Source organism: Gordonia sp. NB41Y (genome assembly GCF_030718915.1).
Lineage (GTDB): Bacteria > Actinomycetota > Actinomycetes > Mycobacteriales > Mycobacteriaceae > Gordonia > Gordonia desulfuricans.
In genome coordinates this window covers 4,412,522-4,431,492 of the sequence record NZ_CP132196.1, presented here as the reverse complement: position 1 = coordinate 4,431,492, position 18,971 = coordinate 4,412,522, and the positions used below count along the sequence as shown (strand labels likewise).

Annotated in this window: 14 protein-coding genes; 10 read left to right on the top strand and 4 right to left on the bottom strand. The window is 68.7% G+C overall.

Annotated features, from left to right (window positions below; translation table 11 throughout):
- Window positions 1–135 precede the first annotated feature (135 nt).
- From Q9K23_RS19245 to Q9K23_RS19230, 4 genes are all read left to right on the top strand, one after another.
- Window positions 136–1,467, top strand: coding sequence for a lipase family protein (locus Q9K23_RS19245; RefSeq protein WP_261978018.1), 1,332 nt, complete (start codon window positions 136–138; stop codon window positions 1,465–1,467).
- Between the two features lie 98 nt (window positions 1,468–1,565).
- Complete coding sequence (locus tag Q9K23_RS19240; protein WP_020793734.1) at window positions 1,566–3,398, top strand: N-acetylglutaminylglutamine amidotransferase; 1,833 nt, start codon at window positions 1,566–1,568, stop codon at window positions 3,396–3,398.
- The gene (locus Q9K23_RS19235; RefSeq protein ID WP_261978015.1) at window positions 3,395–5,509 is read left to right on the top strand and encodes a prolyl oligopeptidase family serine peptidase; all 2,115 of its coding nucleotides are present in this window, start codon (window positions 3,395–3,397) and stop codon (window positions 5,507–5,509) included. The genes Q9K23_RS19240 and Q9K23_RS19235 overlap by 4 nt, the downstream gene beginning before the upstream one ends.
- Window positions 5,506–6,216: a GntR family transcriptional regulator gene (locus tag Q9K23_RS19230; RefSeq protein WP_082365984.1), complete on the top strand. Its 711-nt coding sequence runs from the start codon at window positions 5,506–5,508 to the stop codon at window positions 6,214–6,216. Before Q9K23_RS19235 ends, Q9K23_RS19230 begins: the two co-directional genes overlap by 4 nt.
- A 65-nt stretch (window positions 6,217–6,281) precedes the next feature.
- Here the strand turns inward: Q9K23_RS19230 and Q9K23_RS19225 are convergent, their stop codons facing one another.
- Complete coding sequence (locus tag Q9K23_RS19225; protein WP_053777943.1) at window positions 6,282–7,124, bottom strand: CPBP family intramembrane glutamic endopeptidase; 843 nt, start codon at window positions 7,122–7,124, stop codon at window positions 6,282–6,284.
- A gap of 132 nt (window positions 7,125–7,256) precedes the next feature.
- Between Q9K23_RS19225 and Q9K23_RS19220 the strand changes: the two genes are divergently transcribed.
- The 4 genes from Q9K23_RS19220 (at window position 7,257) to Q9K23_RS19205 (ending at window position 12,696) form a co-directional block, all read left to right on the top strand.
- Window positions 7,257–8,867: an NCS1 family nucleobase:cation symporter-1 gene (locus Q9K23_RS19220; protein WP_020790442.1), complete on the top strand. Its 1,611-nt coding sequence runs from the start codon at window positions 7,257–7,259 to the stop codon at window positions 8,865–8,867.
- The gene (locus tag Q9K23_RS19215) at window positions 8,864–9,625 is read left to right on the top strand and encodes an aspartate/glutamate racemase family protein (RefSeq protein ID WP_053777926.1); all 762 of its coding nucleotides are present in this window, start codon (window positions 8,864–8,866) and stop codon (window positions 9,623–9,625) included. Before Q9K23_RS19220 ends, Q9K23_RS19215 begins: the two co-directional genes overlap by 4 nt.
- A gap of 86 nt (window positions 9,626–9,711) precedes the next feature.
- Entirely contained in the window at window positions 9,712–10,281 is a 570-nt protein-coding gene (locus tag Q9K23_RS19210) for a sigma-70 family RNA polymerase sigma factor (RefSeq protein WP_053777927.1), read from the top strand.
- A gap of 120 nt (window positions 10,282–10,401) precedes the next feature.
- A complete protein-coding gene (locus Q9K23_RS19205; protein ID WP_053777928.1) occupies window positions 10,402–12,696 on the top strand; it encodes a heavy metal translocating P-type ATPase in 2,295 nt (764 codons plus the stop codon).
- Between the two features lie 350 nt (window positions 12,697–13,046).
- Here the strand turns inward: Q9K23_RS19205 and Q9K23_RS19200 are convergent, their stop codons facing one another.
- Both Q9K23_RS19200 and Q9K23_RS19195 read right to left on the bottom strand, forming a co-directional pair.
- Complete coding sequence (locus Q9K23_RS19200; protein WP_082365985.1) at window positions 13,047–13,592, bottom strand: zf-HC2 domain-containing protein; 546 nt, start codon at window positions 13,590–13,592, stop codon at window positions 13,047–13,049.
- 31 nt (window positions 13,593–13,623) lie between these two features.
- Complete coding sequence (locus tag Q9K23_RS19195) at window positions 13,624–15,621, bottom strand: cytochrome c oxidase assembly protein (protein WP_053777929.1); 1,998 nt, start codon at window positions 15,619–15,621, stop codon at window positions 13,624–13,626.
- Between the two features lie 160 nt (window positions 15,622–15,781).
- On the opposite strand from Q9K23_RS19195, the gene Q9K23_RS19190 reads away from it, so the two are divergent.
- Window positions 15,782–16,513, top strand: coding sequence for a thioredoxin domain-containing protein (locus Q9K23_RS19190; RefSeq protein ID WP_020789509.1), 732 nt, complete (start codon window positions 15,782–15,784; stop codon window positions 16,511–16,513).
- Window positions 16,510–17,154 (top strand): vitamin K epoxide reductase family protein, encoded by a 645-nt coding sequence (locus tag Q9K23_RS19185; protein ID WP_082365986.1) that lies wholly within the window; start codon window positions 16,510–16,512, stop codon window positions 17,152–17,154. Before Q9K23_RS19190 ends, Q9K23_RS19185 begins: the two co-directional genes overlap by 4 nt.
- 533 nt (window positions 17,155–17,687) lie before the next feature.
- Here Q9K23_RS19185 and mftG read toward each other — a convergent pair.
- Window positions 17,688–18,968, bottom strand: a complete 1,281-nt coding sequence (gene mftG, locus Q9K23_RS19180; RefSeq protein WP_348533948.1) for a mycofactocin system GMC family oxidoreductase MftG — start codon at window positions 18,966–18,968, stop codon at window positions 17,688–17,690.
- Window positions 18,969–18,971: the final 3 nt, after the last annotated feature.

The window sequence follows — 18,971 nt, the reverse complement described above, 5'->3', positions numbered from 1 at the left end:
CAGGTCGCAGTACTCGCATCGACGCTGCTGGCTGCGGTCCTCTCGGTCTGCACACCGGCCGCCGCCGCACCCGGTCCCGGCACCTCGGCGTCGCCGGCACCACCACCCGGGCCGTCGGCGACCGAGCCGTTCACCATGTGGCCGATCCCCGCGCAGATCCCCGACGCGATCGACGCGGTGGTCGGACCGCCACCGTTCCCCCATCTGCAGACCATCCCGCAACGGGCGGTGACGCCCGGGGCGAGTCATCGCATGCAGGAGTTGCGCGAGGCCACCCTGCCCGACCCCGTCGGCGACCCGTTCTTCGACCGCTGGGCACCCGACCTCGACCGGCGCCATCCGGGTGAGCTACTCGCCCGGCGCGAACTGTCCTGGCCCGCCGCGATCCTGGCGGTCGCGCCGATCACCCGCGCCACCCAGATCAAGTTCGCCACCCGGGACGCCGTCGACCGGCCCTCCTTCGGCACCGCCACCGTCCTCGTGCCCCGCACCCCGGCGCCGGTCGCCGGACCGCGACCCGTCCTGGTGGTGAACCAGCCGATCGACTCGCTCGGTGCCGCCTGCACCCCCGGGTTCGACTTCGTCCACGGCATCGGACCCAACTCCGGGATCTCCGACGTGATCCCGCCGACCGTCCAACTCGCCCTGGCCCGCGGCTACACCGTGATCGTGCCCGACCACGAGGGCCCGCGGATGGCCTATGCCGAACCCACCACCGCCGGCCACATCGTCCTCGACTCCCTGCGCGCCGCGGCCGCACTCGACCCGGCCGCACTCGACCCGGCCGGCCTCGGTGCCGGACCGGTCGCGATGACCGGGTACTCCGGCGGCGCGATCGCCACGCTCGGTGCGGCCAAGCTGATCGACTCCTATGCACCGGAGCTGGCCCCGCGGATGGCCGGCGCGGCGATCGGCGGCGTCCCCGCCGACTTCCGGATGCTGGTCGGCAGCATGAACGCGAACCTCGCCACCGGCCTGTTCCACGCGGCCACCTTCGGTATCGCCCGGGAACGCCCGGAGATCCTGTCGCTGGCGAACAACCCCGCCCAGTGGATCGCCACCTCTCCGCTCAAGAACGTCTGTACCCTCCCCGAGGCGCTGGCCGGCGGCACCTTCCTGCCCATGCAGCTGCTGAGCACCGATCCCGATCCGTTCCACTCCCCCGTCGCCGAGCAGATCTACCGCGTCACACAGATGTCCGACCGCCGATCCGGGACACCGCTGTACATCTATCAGGGTGCGCAGGAGTTCTGGATTCCCGCGGCCGGCGCGCGCAATCTGTTCGCCGAGCAATGCCGGCTCGGGGCCAACGCCACCTACCGCGAAGTCTTCGGTGAGCATCTCGTCGCCGCGGTCACCGGCTATCCCGACGCGCTCACCTGGCTCGATGCCCGATTGCGGGGCGTCCCGGCGGTGTCCGGCTGCCCCGGCGGCCAGACGCCCGCCGACGGGCATCCGCCGCGGTGACACCGGTCGCATCGGCGACCCGCGCACGCGGCTACCCCGCGAATCGCCCGCGAACCTCCTACCCTGAGGGGACGTCGACACGGAGGAGGACCGAACACATGTGTGGAGTCTGCGGCGAGATCCGACTCGACGGGACGGCACCGGACACCGCCGCGGTGGACGCGATGACCCGGGCGATGACGCCCCGCGGACCCGACGCCTCCGGTCTGTTCGTGAAAAACCATGTCGCGCTGGGGCACCGGCGGCTCAAGATCATCGACCTCTCCGAGCGTGGCGGACAGCCGATGATCGACGCCGAACTCGGACTCGCCCTGGTCTTCAACGGCTGTGTCTACAACCACGAAGAGCTGCGTGACGAGCTCGAGTCGATGGGCTACCGCTTCTTCTCCCACGCCGACAGCGAGGTGATCCTCAAGGCCTATCACGCATGGGGATCGGACTGCGTCGACCACCTGATCGGCATGTTCGCCTTCGCGATCGCCGACACCGACTCGGGCACCGTCACCCTGGCCCGCGACCGCCTCGGCATCAAACCCCTGTATCTCGCCGAGACACCGGGACGGCTCCGGTTCGCCTCGTCGGTGCAGGCACTGCTCGCCGGCGGGGACGTCGACACCTCCATCGACCGGGTCGCGCTGCACCACTACTTCAGCTTCCACGCGGTGGTACCCGCCCCGCACACCATGTACAACGGCATCCGCAAACTGCCGCCGGCGACGGTCCGCACCATCACCCGCGACGGCCGCAGCACCGAACGACGGTACTGGTCACCGTCTTTCGAACCGCACCCCGACCGCCTCGACTGGGATGCGCAGCGATGGCAGCACGAGATCATCGGGTCGCTGCGCACCTCCGTGCGGCGGCGCATGGTGGCCGACGTCCCGGTGGGCGTCCTGCTGTCCGGCGGCGTCGACTCCTCCCTGGTCGTCGCCCTCCTGGCCGAGCAGGGACAACACGACCTCGCCACCTTCAGCATCGGATTCGACTCCGCTGCTGGAGAATCCGGTGACGAGTACGCCTATTCCGATCTGATCGCCGAGACCTTCGCCACCGATCACCACAAGATCCACATCGGCACCGAACGTCTCCTGCCCGCCGTCCCCGACACCGTCGCGGCGATGGCCGAACCCATGGTCAGCCACGACTGCGTCGCCTTCTACCTGCTCTCCCAGGAGGTCAGCCGCTCGATCAAGGTGGTGCAGTCGGGGCAGGGCGCCGACGAGATCCTCGGCGGCTACTCGTGGTACCCGCCGCTGGCCGGGGTGCCGCGCTCGCAGACCACCGCCGCCTATCGGGACGTGTTCTTCGACCGCTCGCACGCCGACATCACCGGCATCCTCAACGACGACTACCTGCCCGGCGACCAGGACTACGATCCCAGTTGGGAATTCGCGCTCGCCCACCAGTCCGCACCGGGCGCGGCCACCTCCGTCGACGCCGCCCTGCGACTCGACACCACCGTGATGCTGGTGGACGATCCGGTCAAGCGGGTCGACACCATGACCATGGCGTGGGGACTCGAGGCGCGGGTGCCGTTCCTCGACCACGAGTTCGTCGAACTCGCCGCGAGCTGCCCGGCCGAGTTCAAACTCGCCCACGGCGGCAAGGGCGTACTCAAGGAGGGTGCACGCTCGATGCTGCCCTCGGCGGTGATCGACCGCACCAAGGGATACTTCCCGGTGCCGGGCATCCGACATCTGAAAGGCGGCGTGCTCGACCTGGTCACCGACACCCTCGGCGCGCAGTCGGCGCGCGACCGCGCGCTCTACCGCCCCGAGGCACTCGACCGGCTGTTCGCCGATCCCAACGGCATCCGCACCACCCTCGACGGCAACGAGCTCTGGCAGGTCGCCGTCCTCGAGATGTGGCTGCAGTCCATGGAATCGATCTCGGCCGGTGCGGGTTCGGGACGAACGGCCGGATCGCGGTGACGGCGGCACCCCTCACCCATCCGGAGATCCGGTTCGACGAGACCGGTTGGCACACCTATGGGGCGTCGGTGTCGCCGGACGGCTCGGCCTTCGCCTACATCGTCGACGACGGAACCGGGTATCCGCGTGCGGCACAGCGTGTCCTGTCCCCCGGTTCGATCGGCGAGCTGCGGTGGGTGCGGGTCCCGTCGAGCGGTCCGGTCCGAAAACTGGTGCACTCCAGCGACGGTCAGTGGCTGGCCGTGGAGATCGCACCCGGCGGCGGTGAGCACCATCAGGTGTGGGTGGTCACCACCGACCCCGACGACGACACCGCCCACCGGGTCGGCGCCACCCTGCCCGACGCCGAACCGAGCGGCCCGTTGCGACGCCCCACCCCCGCGGCCCGATCGTTCGGCACCGTCACCCTGGTCGGCTGGGACACCGACTGGGTGCTGATCAGCGCCACCGAACCCGACGGCACCGCACATTCGCTGCGCGTACACCCGGGTACCGGCACCGTGGAGACCCTCGACATCCGCGTCGGCGGCGCCCTGATCGACTCCTGGAAGGGCGCCACCCTGCTGCGGGTGGGTCCACGCGGCTACCAGGACATGCTGCTGTTGCGGCGCCGCCCGGCCGGTGAACGCGCCGACGGCCTCCCCGACGTCGAGATCGAGATGTCGACGCTGCTGCCGAACGACCCCGGCTCGGTCACCGACGACGGGTACATCCTCGACCAGGGCTTCGATCACGCGTCGCTGGTGTTCGTCGGCCCGCCGCAGGACGCCGACCGCGACCTCGACTCGGTACAGGCGGTGTTGCGCAGCGACTTCGACGCCAAGTATCCGCGTCTGCTCGGTGTGGAGGTGGGCCAGAACGGTACCCGCTTCCGGGTGCTCGCCGAGCGGCCCGACAGCGGACTGGACGCATTCGCCGTCTCCCACGACCAGTCGACCATCGCGTTGCTGTGGAACGTCGGTGGCCGCAGTGAACTGCAGATCCTGACCCTGCCCGACCAGACGCTGCATCCGCCGATCCCGCTGGCCGGTGAGGTGGCCTTGGAGTTGTCGATCTCGGCGGCGGGATCGCTGATCGCGCTGACCGTCTCGAGTCCCCAGCATTCCCCGCTGGTCCATCTGGTCAACACCGCCACCCGCGAGGTGACCCCGGTGACCGACGATGTCGTGACCGGCACCGGTCCGTCGCATGCGCTGCACCCGGAACTGCACCACTTCTCGGCCCGGGACGGAATGCCGTTGTCGGGGTGGCTGTTCCGGCCGTCCACCACCGCGCCCGACCGGCCGGCGCCGTACCTGCTGTACTTCCACGGCGGCCCGGAATCGCAGACCCGCCCGGATTACCAGTTCCTGTTCGGGCCCCTCGTCGACGCCGGGATCGGGGTCTTCGCCCCCAATGTCCGCGGATCGTCGGGGTACGGTCGCCTGTTCTCGCACGCCGATGACCGGTACGGCCGGTACGCGGGGATCGACGACGCCGCCGATTGTGCGAACTATCTGTGCGACAACCGGATCGCCGATCCCGACACCCTGTATGTCAGCGGTCGGTCCTATGGCGGATACCTCACCCTGGCGTGTCTGACCTTCCATCCGCGACTCTTCGCCGCCGGCATCGCGGTCTGCGGGATGAGCGATCTCGAGTCGTTCTTCCGCAACACCGAGCCGTGGATCGCGGTGGCCGCCTACACGAAGTACGGCCACCCGGAGTCCGATCGCGAACTGTTGCAAGATCTCTCACCGATCCACCGCATCGACGAGGTGTGCGCCCCACTGCTGGTGATCCACGGCGCCCACGACACCAATGTGCCGGTGAGCGAGTCGCAACAGATCGTCCACGAGCTGCGGGCGCGCGGCCGGACCGCGGAGATGCTGATGTTCGGCGACGAGGGTCACGAGATCGTCCGCCGCGCCAACCAGCAGCAGATGACCGCGGCGATCGCGGACTGGATTCGGGCCCACCCGTCGGCGCGTGAGGCACATGCACACCTCGGCATGTCCGCCGAAGCCCCTGCCCCCCAAGGGTTTGTCCACCAGGAGATCGTCCACCAAGGGATCGTCACCGAGGGTGTGTACCCGGACGGGACCGACACTGATGGATCGGAGACCGCATGAGCCGGCGGATGCCCAACCGCCTCGTCACCCGGCTGGCGCAAGTGCGATCGCACAGCGGACACCCGAACGTGGAGGAGGAACTGCGGCGCCTCATCCTCTCCGGCGATGCACCGCCGGGCACCCAGATCCCGCCGGGCGAGGTCGCCGACGTGTTCAAGGTGAGTCCGATCCCGGTCCGGGAGGCGCTGAAGACCCTCGTCGGCGAGGGCCTCGTCGTCCACCAGCGCAATGCGGGCTATCGGGTGAGCACACTCTCGGCCGAGGAACTCACGGAGATCTACTTCGTCCGCGGGGTACTCGAGCAGGCCGCCCTGGCACGCGCGGTGGAGCTGATCGACGATGACGCCATCGCTTCCGCCCGCGAGTGTCACGAGCAGCTGTTGACGGCGACGAAGTTCCACGACGGCAAGTCCTTTCACGATCTGACGCGGCGATTCCACTCGTCACTGACCACCCCGTGCGCGATGCCCCGCCTGCTGTCGATGCTGGATTCGACGTGGAATCTGACCGAACCGTTCCAGATCATGCGCAATGTCGGCGAGGCCACCCAGAAGTCACTCAACGACGACCATGCCGCCCTGCTCGACGCCTTCGGGGAGCGGGACACCGCAACGGCCCTCGAGATCGCCAAGGTGCATCACTCGCGGCTGCAGGCGGCGATCCTGGAATCGGTGGCCCACCGTACCGAGGCCGTCGACGACTGGTGATCGGCGCGGCGCCGGACGTCGCCGTCACCGTTCCGGATCAACTTGGGCGTCAACCGAACCGGGCGTCACCCGAACCCGGCGGGTGCCGCGGCGACGTGACGTCGGCGCCACAGCAGCCAGGCACAGACGACGCCCTGGACCATGACCAGGGCACTGACCGTGGCGGCGATGACCCCGGCGGATTGGTCTGCGGCGGTGAGCAGGTCGAATCCCGCATGCCAGAGCAGCACGGGGATGATGCTCCACGCCGCCCCGTAGGCCATCCAGGCCAGCAGATAGGACCCGCAGACCAGGGCGAGCATCCAGCCGATGATCCCGGCCCCCATGTCCCGATATGCCGGGTTGAAGAAGAACGCCGGGATGTGCCAGGTGATCCACACAGCCGCGACGACGAGGGCCGCCCAGAACACCGACATATGTTGCGAGAGTGCGGGAAGCAGCCAGCCGCGCCACCCGGCCTCCTCGCCCAGACCGAACGTGAGCACCCACACCACCGCCACGAGCGGCCAGGCCAGACCAGGCAGTTTGTCGGTCATGCCGAACTGTGCGGTGTCGGGCCACGATCCCTCGACGACGGCGGCCGCGCCGAAGGCGATCAGGTAGTAGGCGATGGGCATGCCGATGGCGGCCACCCACCAGATCGGCCGGAACCGCACCCCGAAGGTGCGCCGCGCCCACGCACGCAGACCTGACGCACCGCCCTCCCACAACGAGGCGACGACGGCACCACAGATCGGGCCTGCCGAGGCGAGGAAGAACGTCCACGGGACGCGATCGGGACCGCCTGTCTGCGCCCGCACCACCAGCGGCAGCCACACGGCCCACGTCACCAGGACGGTGACGACCAGATACACCACCAGCGCGTGGGGGCGGCGCAGCTCGGTCCCGTCGGGGTACGCGATCCTCATGCGTGAATTGAACACCCTGACCGCATCCGAGGCCGTGCCGGTCACCGAAAATATACTCGGCGATTAATCAACCGGAAACACGACGTCCTTACGTTGTTCTCAGTCTCATCACCCTTCCCGAGGAGAACAGCAATGACCGCATCGGCCAACTCGGCCGCCGCGACCGCGCACCACAGCGCGGCCGGTGAGAGCGTCATCAAACCCGGCTACGACCCGTCCTTGACCAATGAGGACCTCGCGCCGCTCAAAGAGCAGAAGTGGACCTGGTACAACATCTTCGCGTTCTGGATGTCCGATGTGCACAGTGTGGGCGGCTACGTCTTCGCCGGCAGCCTGTTCGCACTCGGGATCGCCGCCTGGCAGGTGCTGGTGGCACTGGTCGTCGGCATCGTCGCGGTCAACCTGCTGTGCAACCTGGTCGCCAAGCCCAGCCAGCAGGCCGGAGTGCCCTACCCGGTGACCACCCGGATCTGCTTCGGCATCAAGGGCGCCAACATCCCGGCCATCATCCGCGGTCTGATCGCGGTGGTCTGGTACGGCATCCAGACCTACCTGGCGTCGGTGGCCTTCGGCCTGCTCGCCCTGAAGTTCTGGCCGTCGCTGGCGCAATACGGCGAGGACGGCTCACACTTCTTCCTCGGCCTGTCATGGGTCGGCTGGGGCGGCTTCATCCTGATGTGGGTGCTGCAGGCACTGGTGTTCTGGAACGGTATGGACACCATCCGCAAATTCATCGACTTCTGTGGTCCCGCAGTGTACGTCGTGATGATCCTGCTGGCCGGATACCTCATCTACAAGGCCGGCTGGTCCAACGTCAGCTTCGACCTGTCCGCCGGAACCCCCACCGTCGGTTGGGGTTCGGTGACCGCGATGATCTCCGCCTTCGCCCTGGTGGTCTCCTACTTCTCCGGTCCGATGCTCAACTTCGGTGACTTCTCGCGCTACGGACGCACCTTCGGCGAGGTCAAGAAGGGCAACTTCTGGGGTCTGCCGGTGAACTTCCTGTTCTTCTCGATCCTGGTGGTGTGCACCGTTTCTGCCGGCGCCACCGTCATCGGCCACGATGCCGACGGCAACATCATCACCGACCCGGTGCACATCGTCGACCAGATCGACAACACCACCGCCGCGGTGCTCGGTGTGCTGACCTTCGCGATCGCCACCATCGGTATCAACATCGTCGCCAACTTCGTCTCCCCCGCTTTCGACTTCTCCAATGTCGCGCCCACCAAGATCAGCTGGCGGATGGGCGGCATGATCGCCGCGGTCGGCTCGGTGGTCATCACCCCGTGGAATCTGTTCAACAATCCGTCGGCCATCCACTACACGATGGACACCCTCGGTGCGGTGATCGGCCCGCTGTTCGGCATCCTGATCGCCGACTACTACCTGGTCAAGAAGCAGAAGATCGTCGTCGACGACCTGTTCAGCATCAAGCCGGAGGGTGCCTACTTCTACCGCAACGGCTGGAACCCGGTCGCGGTGATCTCGGTGATCCTGGCCTCCCTGCTGCCGATCTCGTTCGTCATCTGGGGCACCTCGTTCCAGGCGAGCTTCACGTGGTTCATGGGTGCCGCCGCCGGCCTGGTGATCTACTACCTCGGCATGCGACTCGCGCCGGCGTCGTTCGTCCACGGCAAGACGGGGGCGACCTCGACGAGCGACATCGCGGTCTCCGCCGACGGCACCACCGCACCCATGGACGCCACGCTCGACACCGCCGGGGCATCCTCGGATTCATGAAACTGGTCGTCATCAACCCGAACACCACCGACGAGATGACCGCGGTGATCGCCACCGCCGCGCGATCGGTCGCCCCGGCCGGCGCCGAGGTCGTCGCGGTCACCTCGTCGATGGGTCCGGCATCGATCGAGAGTCATTACGACGAGGCGCTCGCGGTCCCGGGAGTGCTCGACGCGATCGCCGCGCATCCCGATGCCGACGGTTACCTGCTCGCCTGCTTCGGTGATCCCGGCCTCGACGCCGCCCGCGAACTCGCGGCCGCGCCGGTGCTGGGTATCGCCGAGGCGGCGATGCACCTCGCCGCCCCGCTGGGGCGGGGGTTCTCGGTGGTGACCACGCTGTCGCGGACCATCGGCCGGGCCCACGACCTGGTGGGCCACTACGGTTTCGGCCGCCAGTGCCTGGGCATCCATGCCTGCGAGATCCCGGTCCTGGAGCTCGAGTCCCGCCCCGACACCGCCGACGTCCTGGCCAAGGCGTGCGCCGAGGCACTGGTGGCCGACGGTTCGGACGCCATCGTGCTCGGCTGCGCCGGGATGGCCGACCTGGCCCGGCGGATGTCGGCCGAGATCGGGGCCCCGGTGATCGACGGGGTGGCCGCCGGGGTGGGCATGCTGGCCGCGATGGCGGCGATGGGGCTGCGCACCGGCACGTCGTCGGGCGAGTTCGCCCGCCCGCCGGCCAAGACCTACAGCGGTGTCCTGGGCGGCTTCGGGCTCGGCGGCGGCATGCCGTCACGATCGTCCGACCAGCACTGAATTCCCCTATGCGACCGCACGACGAGGCCGCGCCCGGTCCGACCTGGGCGCGGCTTCGTCGTGTCAGACCGCTAGGGTTAGGTCCCATGGACAGCGCTGCCGACCACGACGCCGAGGTCACCCACGCCGCCCTGCTGGCGGCCGAGGGCGACCGCGCCGCGTTGAGCCGGTTCATCCGCGCCACCCAGAAGGACGTGTGGCGGTTCGTCGCCCACCTCGGGCATTCCGGCACCGCCGACGACCTCACCCAGGAGACCTACCTGCGTGCGGTGAAGTCCATCCACCGCTTCCGCGCCGAGTCCAGCGCCAAGACGTGGCTGCTGTCGATCGCACGGCGCGTCTGTGCCGACGAGGTCCGCTACGCACGGTCACGGCCCCGTGTCTCTGCCGACGTCGACTGGGTCAGCGCCGCCGACGCCCACCGCTCGCAGCGGGCCGGCGCCCGCTGGGAGGACCTGGTGGAGATCAACCTGCTGCTCGAGGGACTGCCCGCCGAACGGCGTGAGGCGCTGGTCCTGACCCAGGTGCTGGGGCTGTCATATCAGGAGGCCGCCGAGGTCACCGGCTGCCCGATCGGCACCGTCCGCTCGCGTGTGGCCCGAGCCCGGGAGTCGCTGATCGACGCGGCCGCCGCGCAGCGTCGTCACATCCGCTGACCGATCGGCCTATCGCGAATCGAGATCCGGGTCACAGTCGGGAACCGTGTCGGCACGCCCGACGACCTATCCTGGGGAAGCATGTGTACGCGGCTTTCGCCGTGAGAGATCGAGGTTGATGTGACCAGCGTTACCGACCGTGCCGGACTCGACCCCGCCAGTACCGCAGCCGGGACCGCCGGTGATGGAGCCGACGCCGATCACCGGCTCCAGCTCGACGTCACCGGCATGACCTGTGGTGCCTGTGCCGCCCGGGTGGAACGCAAACTCAACAAGGTCGACGGGGTGAAGGCGTCGGTGAACTACGCCACCCGCGTCGCCACCATCGACGCCGCCCCCGGGATCGGCACCGACGAGTTGTGTGCCGTCGTCGACGGCGCCGGATACGGGGCCACCCCGCGGTCGAACGTGCCGCAGGCCCTGCCCGACACCGATGCCGTCGAGGCCACCCGCCTGTTCCGTCGTCTCGCGGTGGCCGTGGTGCTGTTCGTCCCGCTGGCCGATCTGTCGATCGTCTTCGCCGTCGTCCCGTCGATGCGGTTCACCGGCTGGCAGTGGCTGCTGCTGGCGATGGCCGCCCCCATCCTCACGTGGTGTGCGTGGCCGTTCTACCGGGTGGCGTTCAAGAACCTGCGGACCGGCGCGGCCACCATGGAAACCCTGGTCACCCTGGGTGTGCTGGCGGCGACCGGGTGGTCGTTGTACTCGATGTTCACCACCGACCCCGACACCGCCGAACCCCACGGTGTGTGGGATGCGATCTGGAGCAGCGACTCGATCTATCTCGAGGTCGCGACGGGTGTGACGGTGCTGGTGCTGGCCGGACGCTACTTCGAGGCGCGGGCGCGGTCGCGCGCCGGCGGTGCGTTGCGGGCGCTGGCCGCGCTCGGCGCCAAGGATGTGGCGGTGCTGCTGAAGGACGGCCGCGAGATGCGCATCCCCACCGAAGAACTCAAGGAGCAGCAGCGGTTCGTCGTGCGCCCGGGTGAGACCATCGCCACCGACGGCCTGGTCATCGAGGGCACCGCGGCCATCGACATGTCGGCGATGACCGGCGAGTCGCGGCCGGTGGACGCCGAGCCGGGCGAGGCCGTCATCGGCGGCACCACCGTGCTCGACGGCCGGCTGATCGTGGAGGCCGCCGCGGTGGGCGCCGACACCCGCTTCGCCGCGATGATGCGGCTGGTCGAGGAGGCGCAGACCGGTAAGGCGCGCGCACAGCGGCTGGCCGACCGGATCGCCGGTGTCTTCGTCCCGGTGGTGGTCGCGTTGTCGCTGATCACGCTGGCGGTGTGGCTGCTGATCGGTGAACCGGCCGACCGTGCGGTGTCGGCGGCGCTGGCCGTGCTGATCATCGCCTGCCCGTGTGCGCTGGGTCTGGCGACGCCGATCGCGGTGATGGTCGCCACCGGCCGTGGCGCACAGCTGGGCATCTTCCTGAAGGGCTATCAGACCCTCGACACCTCCCGGATGGTCGACACCATCGTCTTCGACAAGACCGGCACCGTGACCGAGGGCTCGCTGTCGGTGTCGCAGGTGCTCGCGACCGACGGTTTCGACGCCGACGAGATCCTGGGGCTGGCCGCGGCCGTCGAGGCGGCCTCCGAGCATGCGGTGGGTGCGGCGATCGCCGGTGCGGTCGACGAACAGCACCGTCTCGAGGTCGCCGACTTCGTCGCCGAGGCCGGTCGGGGTGTGACCGGTGTGGTCGACGGGCGTACGGTGACCGTCGGGTCCCCGCGCTGGGCGCAGCGCGCCTCGGTGATCCCCGCCGACATCGCCCGGGCCCGCAAGCAGGCCGAGGAGCGCGGTGACACGGTTGTGTACGTGACCGTCGACGGCACCCCGGCGGCGATGATCGCCGTCGCCGACACCATCAAGGATTCCGCGGCGCCGGCGATCGCCGGGCTGAAGGCGGCGGGCCTGCGCACGATCCTGCTGACCGGCGACAACGAGGGTGCCGCGCGCACCGTCGCCGCCGAGGTCGGTGTGGACGAGGTGATCGCCGAGGTGCTGCCCGACGAGAAGGTCGAGACCATCCGGCGGCTGCAGGACGAGGGCCATTCGGTCGGCATGGTCGGTGACGGCATCAACGACGGTCCGGCCCTGGCCACCGCCGATCTGGGGCTGGCGATCGGTCGGGGTACCGATGTGGCGATCGGCGCCGCCGACGTCATCCTGGTCCGCGACGACCTGCGGTCGGTGCCTGCCGCACTGAGCCTGGCCGGCGCCACCCAGCGCACCATCCGCACGAATCTGGTGTGGGCCTTCGGCTACAACGTGGCGGCGATCCCGATCGCCGCACTCGGTGTGCTCAACCCGCTGATCGCCGGTGCGGCCATGGCCCTCTCGTCACTGTTCGTCGTCACCAACAGCCTGCGACTGCAGAAGTTCGGCGCGGTGCGCAAGCGCTGACGGCCCGCTGCTTCGGCGCCACCGAACGCGCCCACCTCCGAGGTGGGCACCATCCGACGTCGGCCGACCGAGGTTTCGACACGCCTCGTCGCTACGCTCCTCATCGGCTCAACCACCGAAGAACGCGCCGCACACCATCATCACCACCACCGATGGTCGAGCCGGGACCGAGCCCCAAGGGCGAGGACCCGTGTCGAGACCCCGCAACCTCAACCAACGATGGTCGAGCCGGGACCGAGCCCCAAGGGCGAGGACCCGTGTCGAGACCCCGCAACCCGACGATGCCCGCACCCCCACCGACACACGCCGCACTCCATCGCGCGCACCGAGGCCACCCGATCGAGCACACGTCACCGAGTCCGACGACGCAGTTCCCGGACCTCGGCCAGTGCGGTGTCGATCGCGTCGTCGTCGAAGACCGGTTCGTCGTCGGACACCGGGGCATCGGGCGCATCGTCACCGGCCGCACGGTGTGGTCGGTCGCGGCGGGCGCCCACGGTCAGCGCGATCGTGACGACGACGGCGCAGGCGGCGGCCACCGCGACCGCCACCGATCCGGAGGTCACCACGAGTGCCACGATCAGCGCACCGGACACCACGGCCCCGACACCGGCTGCCGTCCACCACATCCGTGTCCGACGGTCGGGTCCCCAACGTGGGGTGTGCCTCCCGCCCTCGGCGGCTTCGAGGATCCGGTCGGTGAGGTCGGGTCGGTCGTCGGTGATCACGCGCAACGAGTCACGGACGTGCGGGATCGCCAGGGACTGCAGCCGTCGGTACCACTCGGCGCAGTCGGGACACCCGGCGACGTGCTCGTCGACCCGCGCCGACGGCACGGTCTCCCGCTCCCCGTCGACCCGCGCCGACAGCGCCTCGCGCGCCACCTCACACCGCATGGTCCCGATTGTCCTCTTCCGGTCAAGCCGATCAGCGACGCGACTTGGCGAGTTCCTCGAGCATCTTGTTGTAGTTGTCGAGCTCGACGTCCTCGTAGGTCTCGGCATGCCGGTCGGCACGACGCGCCTCCCGGTTGTCCGACTTGGCCCACTGCGCGACGATCGCGATCACCACCAGCACCAGCGGCACCTCACTGGCACCCCAGGCGATGGCACCACCGAGCCACTGGTCGTGGGCGCGGTCGGCAACCCACGGCAGGTCGAGCTGACTGTAGAACTTGTCGCCGATCACCGACGACATGGTCATCAGCGCGATACCGAAGAACGCGTGGAACGGCATGACGCCGAACAGGTATCCGATGCGGGCGAGGTACGGGATGCGCTGCGGTCCGGGGTCGATGCCGATGACGACCCAGAAGAACAGGTATCCGATGATGATGAAGTGGATGGTCAGCAGGACGTGACCCCAGTGGTAGCGCGTGAACGTCCCGAAGATCGCCGTGAAGTACACCGCATACAGCGAGATCACGAACAGCACGAAGGCGACCGCCGGATTCGACAGCACCTTGGTGACCTTGGAGTGCAGCGCCCACAGCAGCCATTCACGCGGGCCGGGCGGCCGATGTGAGCCGCTGGTCGGCAGCGCACGCAGCGCGAGGGTGGCCGGTGCACCCAGCACGAGCAGTACCGGAGCGAACATGTTGAGCGACATGTGTTCGGCCATGTGCACGCTGAACATCGCCGATCCGTAGGCACGGATACCCGATCCGGTCACCACGACCACCATCAGGCAGCCGAGCATCCAGGAGATGGTGCGACCCCACGGCCAGGCGTCGCCGCGCTTGATCAGATGCCGGACGCCCACGCCGTAGAGGACGGCCCCGACGATCGCGGCGGTGCCCATCACGAAGTCGAAGCGCCAGTAGGAGAACAGTCGCCATGTGGTGGGTGCCCCGGGCAGTTCGTAGCCGAGGAAGACGTCCCAGGAGGTGAAGTCGTGGGCGAGCAGCCCCGGTGCGACGCGGGTGTCCATGATCGCCCAGCAGGCCATCGCCAGCACCATCGCGACCGTCCCGACCAGCGCGACGGTGAGGCCACGACCCCGATCGGCGTCGTCGGAGTGCGAGCGCAGGGTGAGCACGCTGGTGACCAGGGCTGCGGCCAGTCCGATCAGCAGCAGCACCGATGCGATGCCGAAGGCGGTGGTGAACAGGTAGCGGGCGGGCACCAGGAAGGCGATCAGACCGGCACCGGAGGCCAGTCCGACGAGGTCGGCGATACCGACGATCCACGCGGTCCGACGCTGAAGGATCTGCCGGTCGTCGTCGGGGGTGATCGGCGGGGCGGTCAGCGCGGCCACCCGCACACCGATCGACACCGACACCGCCAGGATGAACAGGATCACCAGGCTGGTCATGTAGTCGTGGTTGGGTCCCTGCCCGCCGTTGCCGGCCATCGGCAGCGCCGCGACCGCGATCCCGGTGGGGATCACGAAGACCAGGTGGGCGATCCACGACAGGAAGAACCGGCTCAGCAGGGCGACGATGGTGGCGAAGATCGCCACCACCAGCCAGGCGACGGCTTTCTCACTGATCCCGATGGCGCTGAACAGCAGACCGTTGGACAGGATCTTGCCGAGGGGCTGCCCGTAGCCGTCGGCGGCGGCCACACCCACCATCAGCCACGACAGCACCGCCCAGACGGGGGTGGCCGTCGAGACGAACCGGTGTGCCCGGTAGACGGTGGCGTCGATGATGCCGTCGTGATCGGGTCGGGCCGAGGTGACGACGAAGATCAACGCCCCCAGACACAGTGCACCGAGGGTGGCGCCGACGAAGTATCCGGCCACGTCGAGCACCGCGATCGGCCCACCCGGATACGGGTCGCCGCGTTCGATGTGTCTCGCGGAGCCACTGATCATGGCGTAGATCACGACGCCGAGCAGGGCGGCGAGGATCACGAGTCCCAGCCCTCGGCCCACCTGTGAGACCGACCTGCGTGCTGTCGGTGCTTCATCCACGGAGGTCATGTGAACAAACGTCTCCTAGCGACGCCGCAGCGTACTGGCGTCCCGGCCAGTCTACGACGCCGTGTAGGGGTGCCCCCAGCCCGCCGTCGCGGCCGGTACGCTGAACACCGGCGCAAAGGCGCTCGAGCCCGATGTTGCGGACCAGGAGTGTGAGAAACCAGTGGCAAACAAGCCCCGGAAACCGGTCGTCGATCCGCGAGCAGCCGAACGCCGGCGCTCCCTGTTCATGAAGATCGGCACGGTGGTCGCGGTCGTCGTCATCGCCGTCGTGGTCTTCGTCGCGATCGTCCTCACCAACAAGTCGTCCACCGGCGACGCCACCGCCCCGTCGGTCGCCACCGGCGACGCCTACCGCATCACCGCGGCACCGGCCGGCACCACTCCCGCGGTCACGGTGACGATCCTCGAGGACTTCCAGTGCCCGGCATGTAAGCAGTTCGAGCAGCTCTACAGTGACGCGCTCGCCCAGTTGCGGACCAACCCCAAGGTGGCCGTCGACTACCGTCCAATCGCGATCCTCGACCGCATGTCGACCACCGACTACTCGACCCGCGCCGCCAACGCGTCGGCCTGTGTCGCGGAATCGACCAAGGGCGCCAACAACTTCGAGGTGTGGCTCAAGTTCCACAACCTGCTGTACGTGAACCAGCCGACCGAGGGCGGCGCCGGGCTCACCGACAGTCAGCTGACCACCTACGCCAACCAGGCCGGGGCACAGAACATCTCCGACTGCGTCAACGACGGCCAGTTCAAGAGCTGGGTCGCCGACCAGACCAAGAGCGCCGACGTCACCGCCACGCCGACCGTGCGGATCAACGGCAAGGACGTCGAGCTCAGCACCCCGGATGCACTGCTCGCCGCCGTGAACGAGGCCGGGGGCGCACAGCAATGACCACCGACGCCGTGACCGAGCCCGACGCCACCCCGGAGCCCGTCGACGCATCCGCCGGATCGTCGTGGGCGGGGTTCCACCCCTCCGTGGGTGTCGGTACCGGGATCGCCGTTCTCGTTCTCGGCATCATCGGATTCGTCGCGTCGTCGACGCTCACCATCGAGCGCATCGAGCTGCTGATCGACCCGAACTACCGACCCAGCTGCAGCATCAACCCGGTGCTGTCGTGCGGTTCGGTGATGGTCACCGAGCAGGCCCGCCTGTTCGGTTTCCCCAATCCGCTGATCGGTATCGCCGCGTTCTCGGTGATCATCGTCACCGGCGCGCTGGCCACCGGCCGGGTCTCCCTACCGCGTTGGTACTGGCTCGGCCAGACCATCTTCACCGCACTCGGATTCGTCTTCGTCAACTGGCTGGCCTTCGAGAGCCTGTACTCGATCAATGCACTGTGCCCGTACTGCATGGTGGTGTGGACCGTCACCCCGATCATCCTGATCATCAGTGCCGGAAGGCTGTTCGCCCAGACCGACCGCGCCCGCGAGATCCGGTCGTGGCTGTGGGTGCTGCTCCCGATCTGGTACGTCATCGTGATCATGCTCATCGGTATCCAGTTCTGGGACTACTGGTCGACGCTGTTCTGAGCTCGACCGACGTCGGCTTCACCACCTGGTCATACCAGTTCGTGGGGCCGACTCGGGCGGTGACCACCTCGGAGGTGGTCACCGCCCCACGCATGTCACGGAGATCTCGACACGGGTCCTCGCCCTTCCGGCTCGGTCCCGGCTCGATCACCAAGAACTGATGGTTGAGCCGACAAGGAGCGAAGCGACGAGTCGAGTCGAAACCCCCGCAACCCGAACCCGTGACGCAACCACCCCCGAACGTGGCCACCACCCCACACACGTCACGAAGATCTCGACACGGGTCCTCGCCCTTCCGGCTCGGTCCCGGCTCGATCACCAAGAACTGATGGTTGAGCCGACAAGGAGCGAAGCGACGAGTCGAGTCGAAACCCCCGCAACCCGAACCCGTGACGCAACCACCCCCGAACGTGGCCACCACCCCACACACGTCACGAAGATCTCGACACGGGTCCTCGCCCTTCCGGCTCGATCACCAACAGGACCCCCGCAAGCCGAACTCGTGACGCAACCACCTCGGAAGTGGTCACCACCTATGCCAGGGTCTCCCCCACGCGGTAGGCGACCATCATCGTCGTGGCGTGGGGGCCGCTGCGACCGTCGCCGGGCAGGATCGAACCGTCGACGATCCGCAGACCTCGTACACCGTCGACGACGCCTGCACCATCGGTCGCAACTCCCATCGGCATGGTGCCCCACGCGTGCTGCGATGTCCCGACCGTCGGATCGATCATGATGCTTCCGGATTCGACGATGCCGGCGAACTCTGACGAGGCGAGCATGTCCCGGACATCGTCGGCGATCGCCGACAACGTCTGAAGCACACCGTGTTCCGGGTCGTCCAGGTGTAGTCGCACCTCGCCCGTGCCGTCGAGGAACACCTGCCCGGTACCGGCCGGGCGCATCCCACATACCCCGATGACCGGCCGGCGGCCCGACACTCCCCCGATGTAGCGACCGAAATCGTCGGAATAGCAACGGATCTCGACCCCGCTCTCGGTGTGGACCACCGATTGCAGCAGCGCGGGAAGGTCGGCGGCGGAGGTCTCCTGGCGTCGGCGGTAGCCGACCAGGACCTCCCGGTGCTCACCGACGCCGAGGGTTCGAGGCACCGACAACCCGCCGGAACGCAACAGGATGCCCGCCGTCCCGAGGGTGCCCGCACACAAGATCACCTCGCCGCACGCGATGTCACCCGACGCGGTGCGGACCCCGGTGACCCGGCCGTCGACGACGAGCACCTCACCGACGGCGACCCCGGTACGGACGGTGAGTCCCGGTCTTCCGATCGCGGGCCGCAGGAAGGCCTCCGCGGAGGTCACCCGGAGGCCGTCGCGCCGATTGCTGACAACGCGGTTCAGGCCGACGATCGGCCAGCGGTCCCCGGGTGGACGAACCGGGATGCGGGTCCGCCAGAAGGATTCGAATGCGATTGCGGTGTCGCCGAGTTCGTCGTCGCCGAAGGGGCTCGCCGACATCCGGCCGTGCGGTCCGTCGAGCTCGGCGTAGGCGGCCTCGACGGTGTCGAGATCCCATCCGGCAGGCCAGTCGTCGAAGTCGTCGCGGTGCCGGCGCAGGAAGTAGGCGCCGTTGACCGCCGACGACCCGCCGAGTCCGCGACCGCGCACCACCGGCAGTCCGGACGCCTCGGGTACCGGTGTCGCATGCGGTTCCCCCGAACCGATCGGCAGCCGCCGCAGCGAGCGCACGGCGTCGTCCGGCCAGCCCGGGCCCTGCTCGAGCAGCAGCACCGTGCGTGTGCCGCCGCGGGTCAACGCATCGGCAAGCACGCAGCCGGCACTGCCGGCACCCACCAC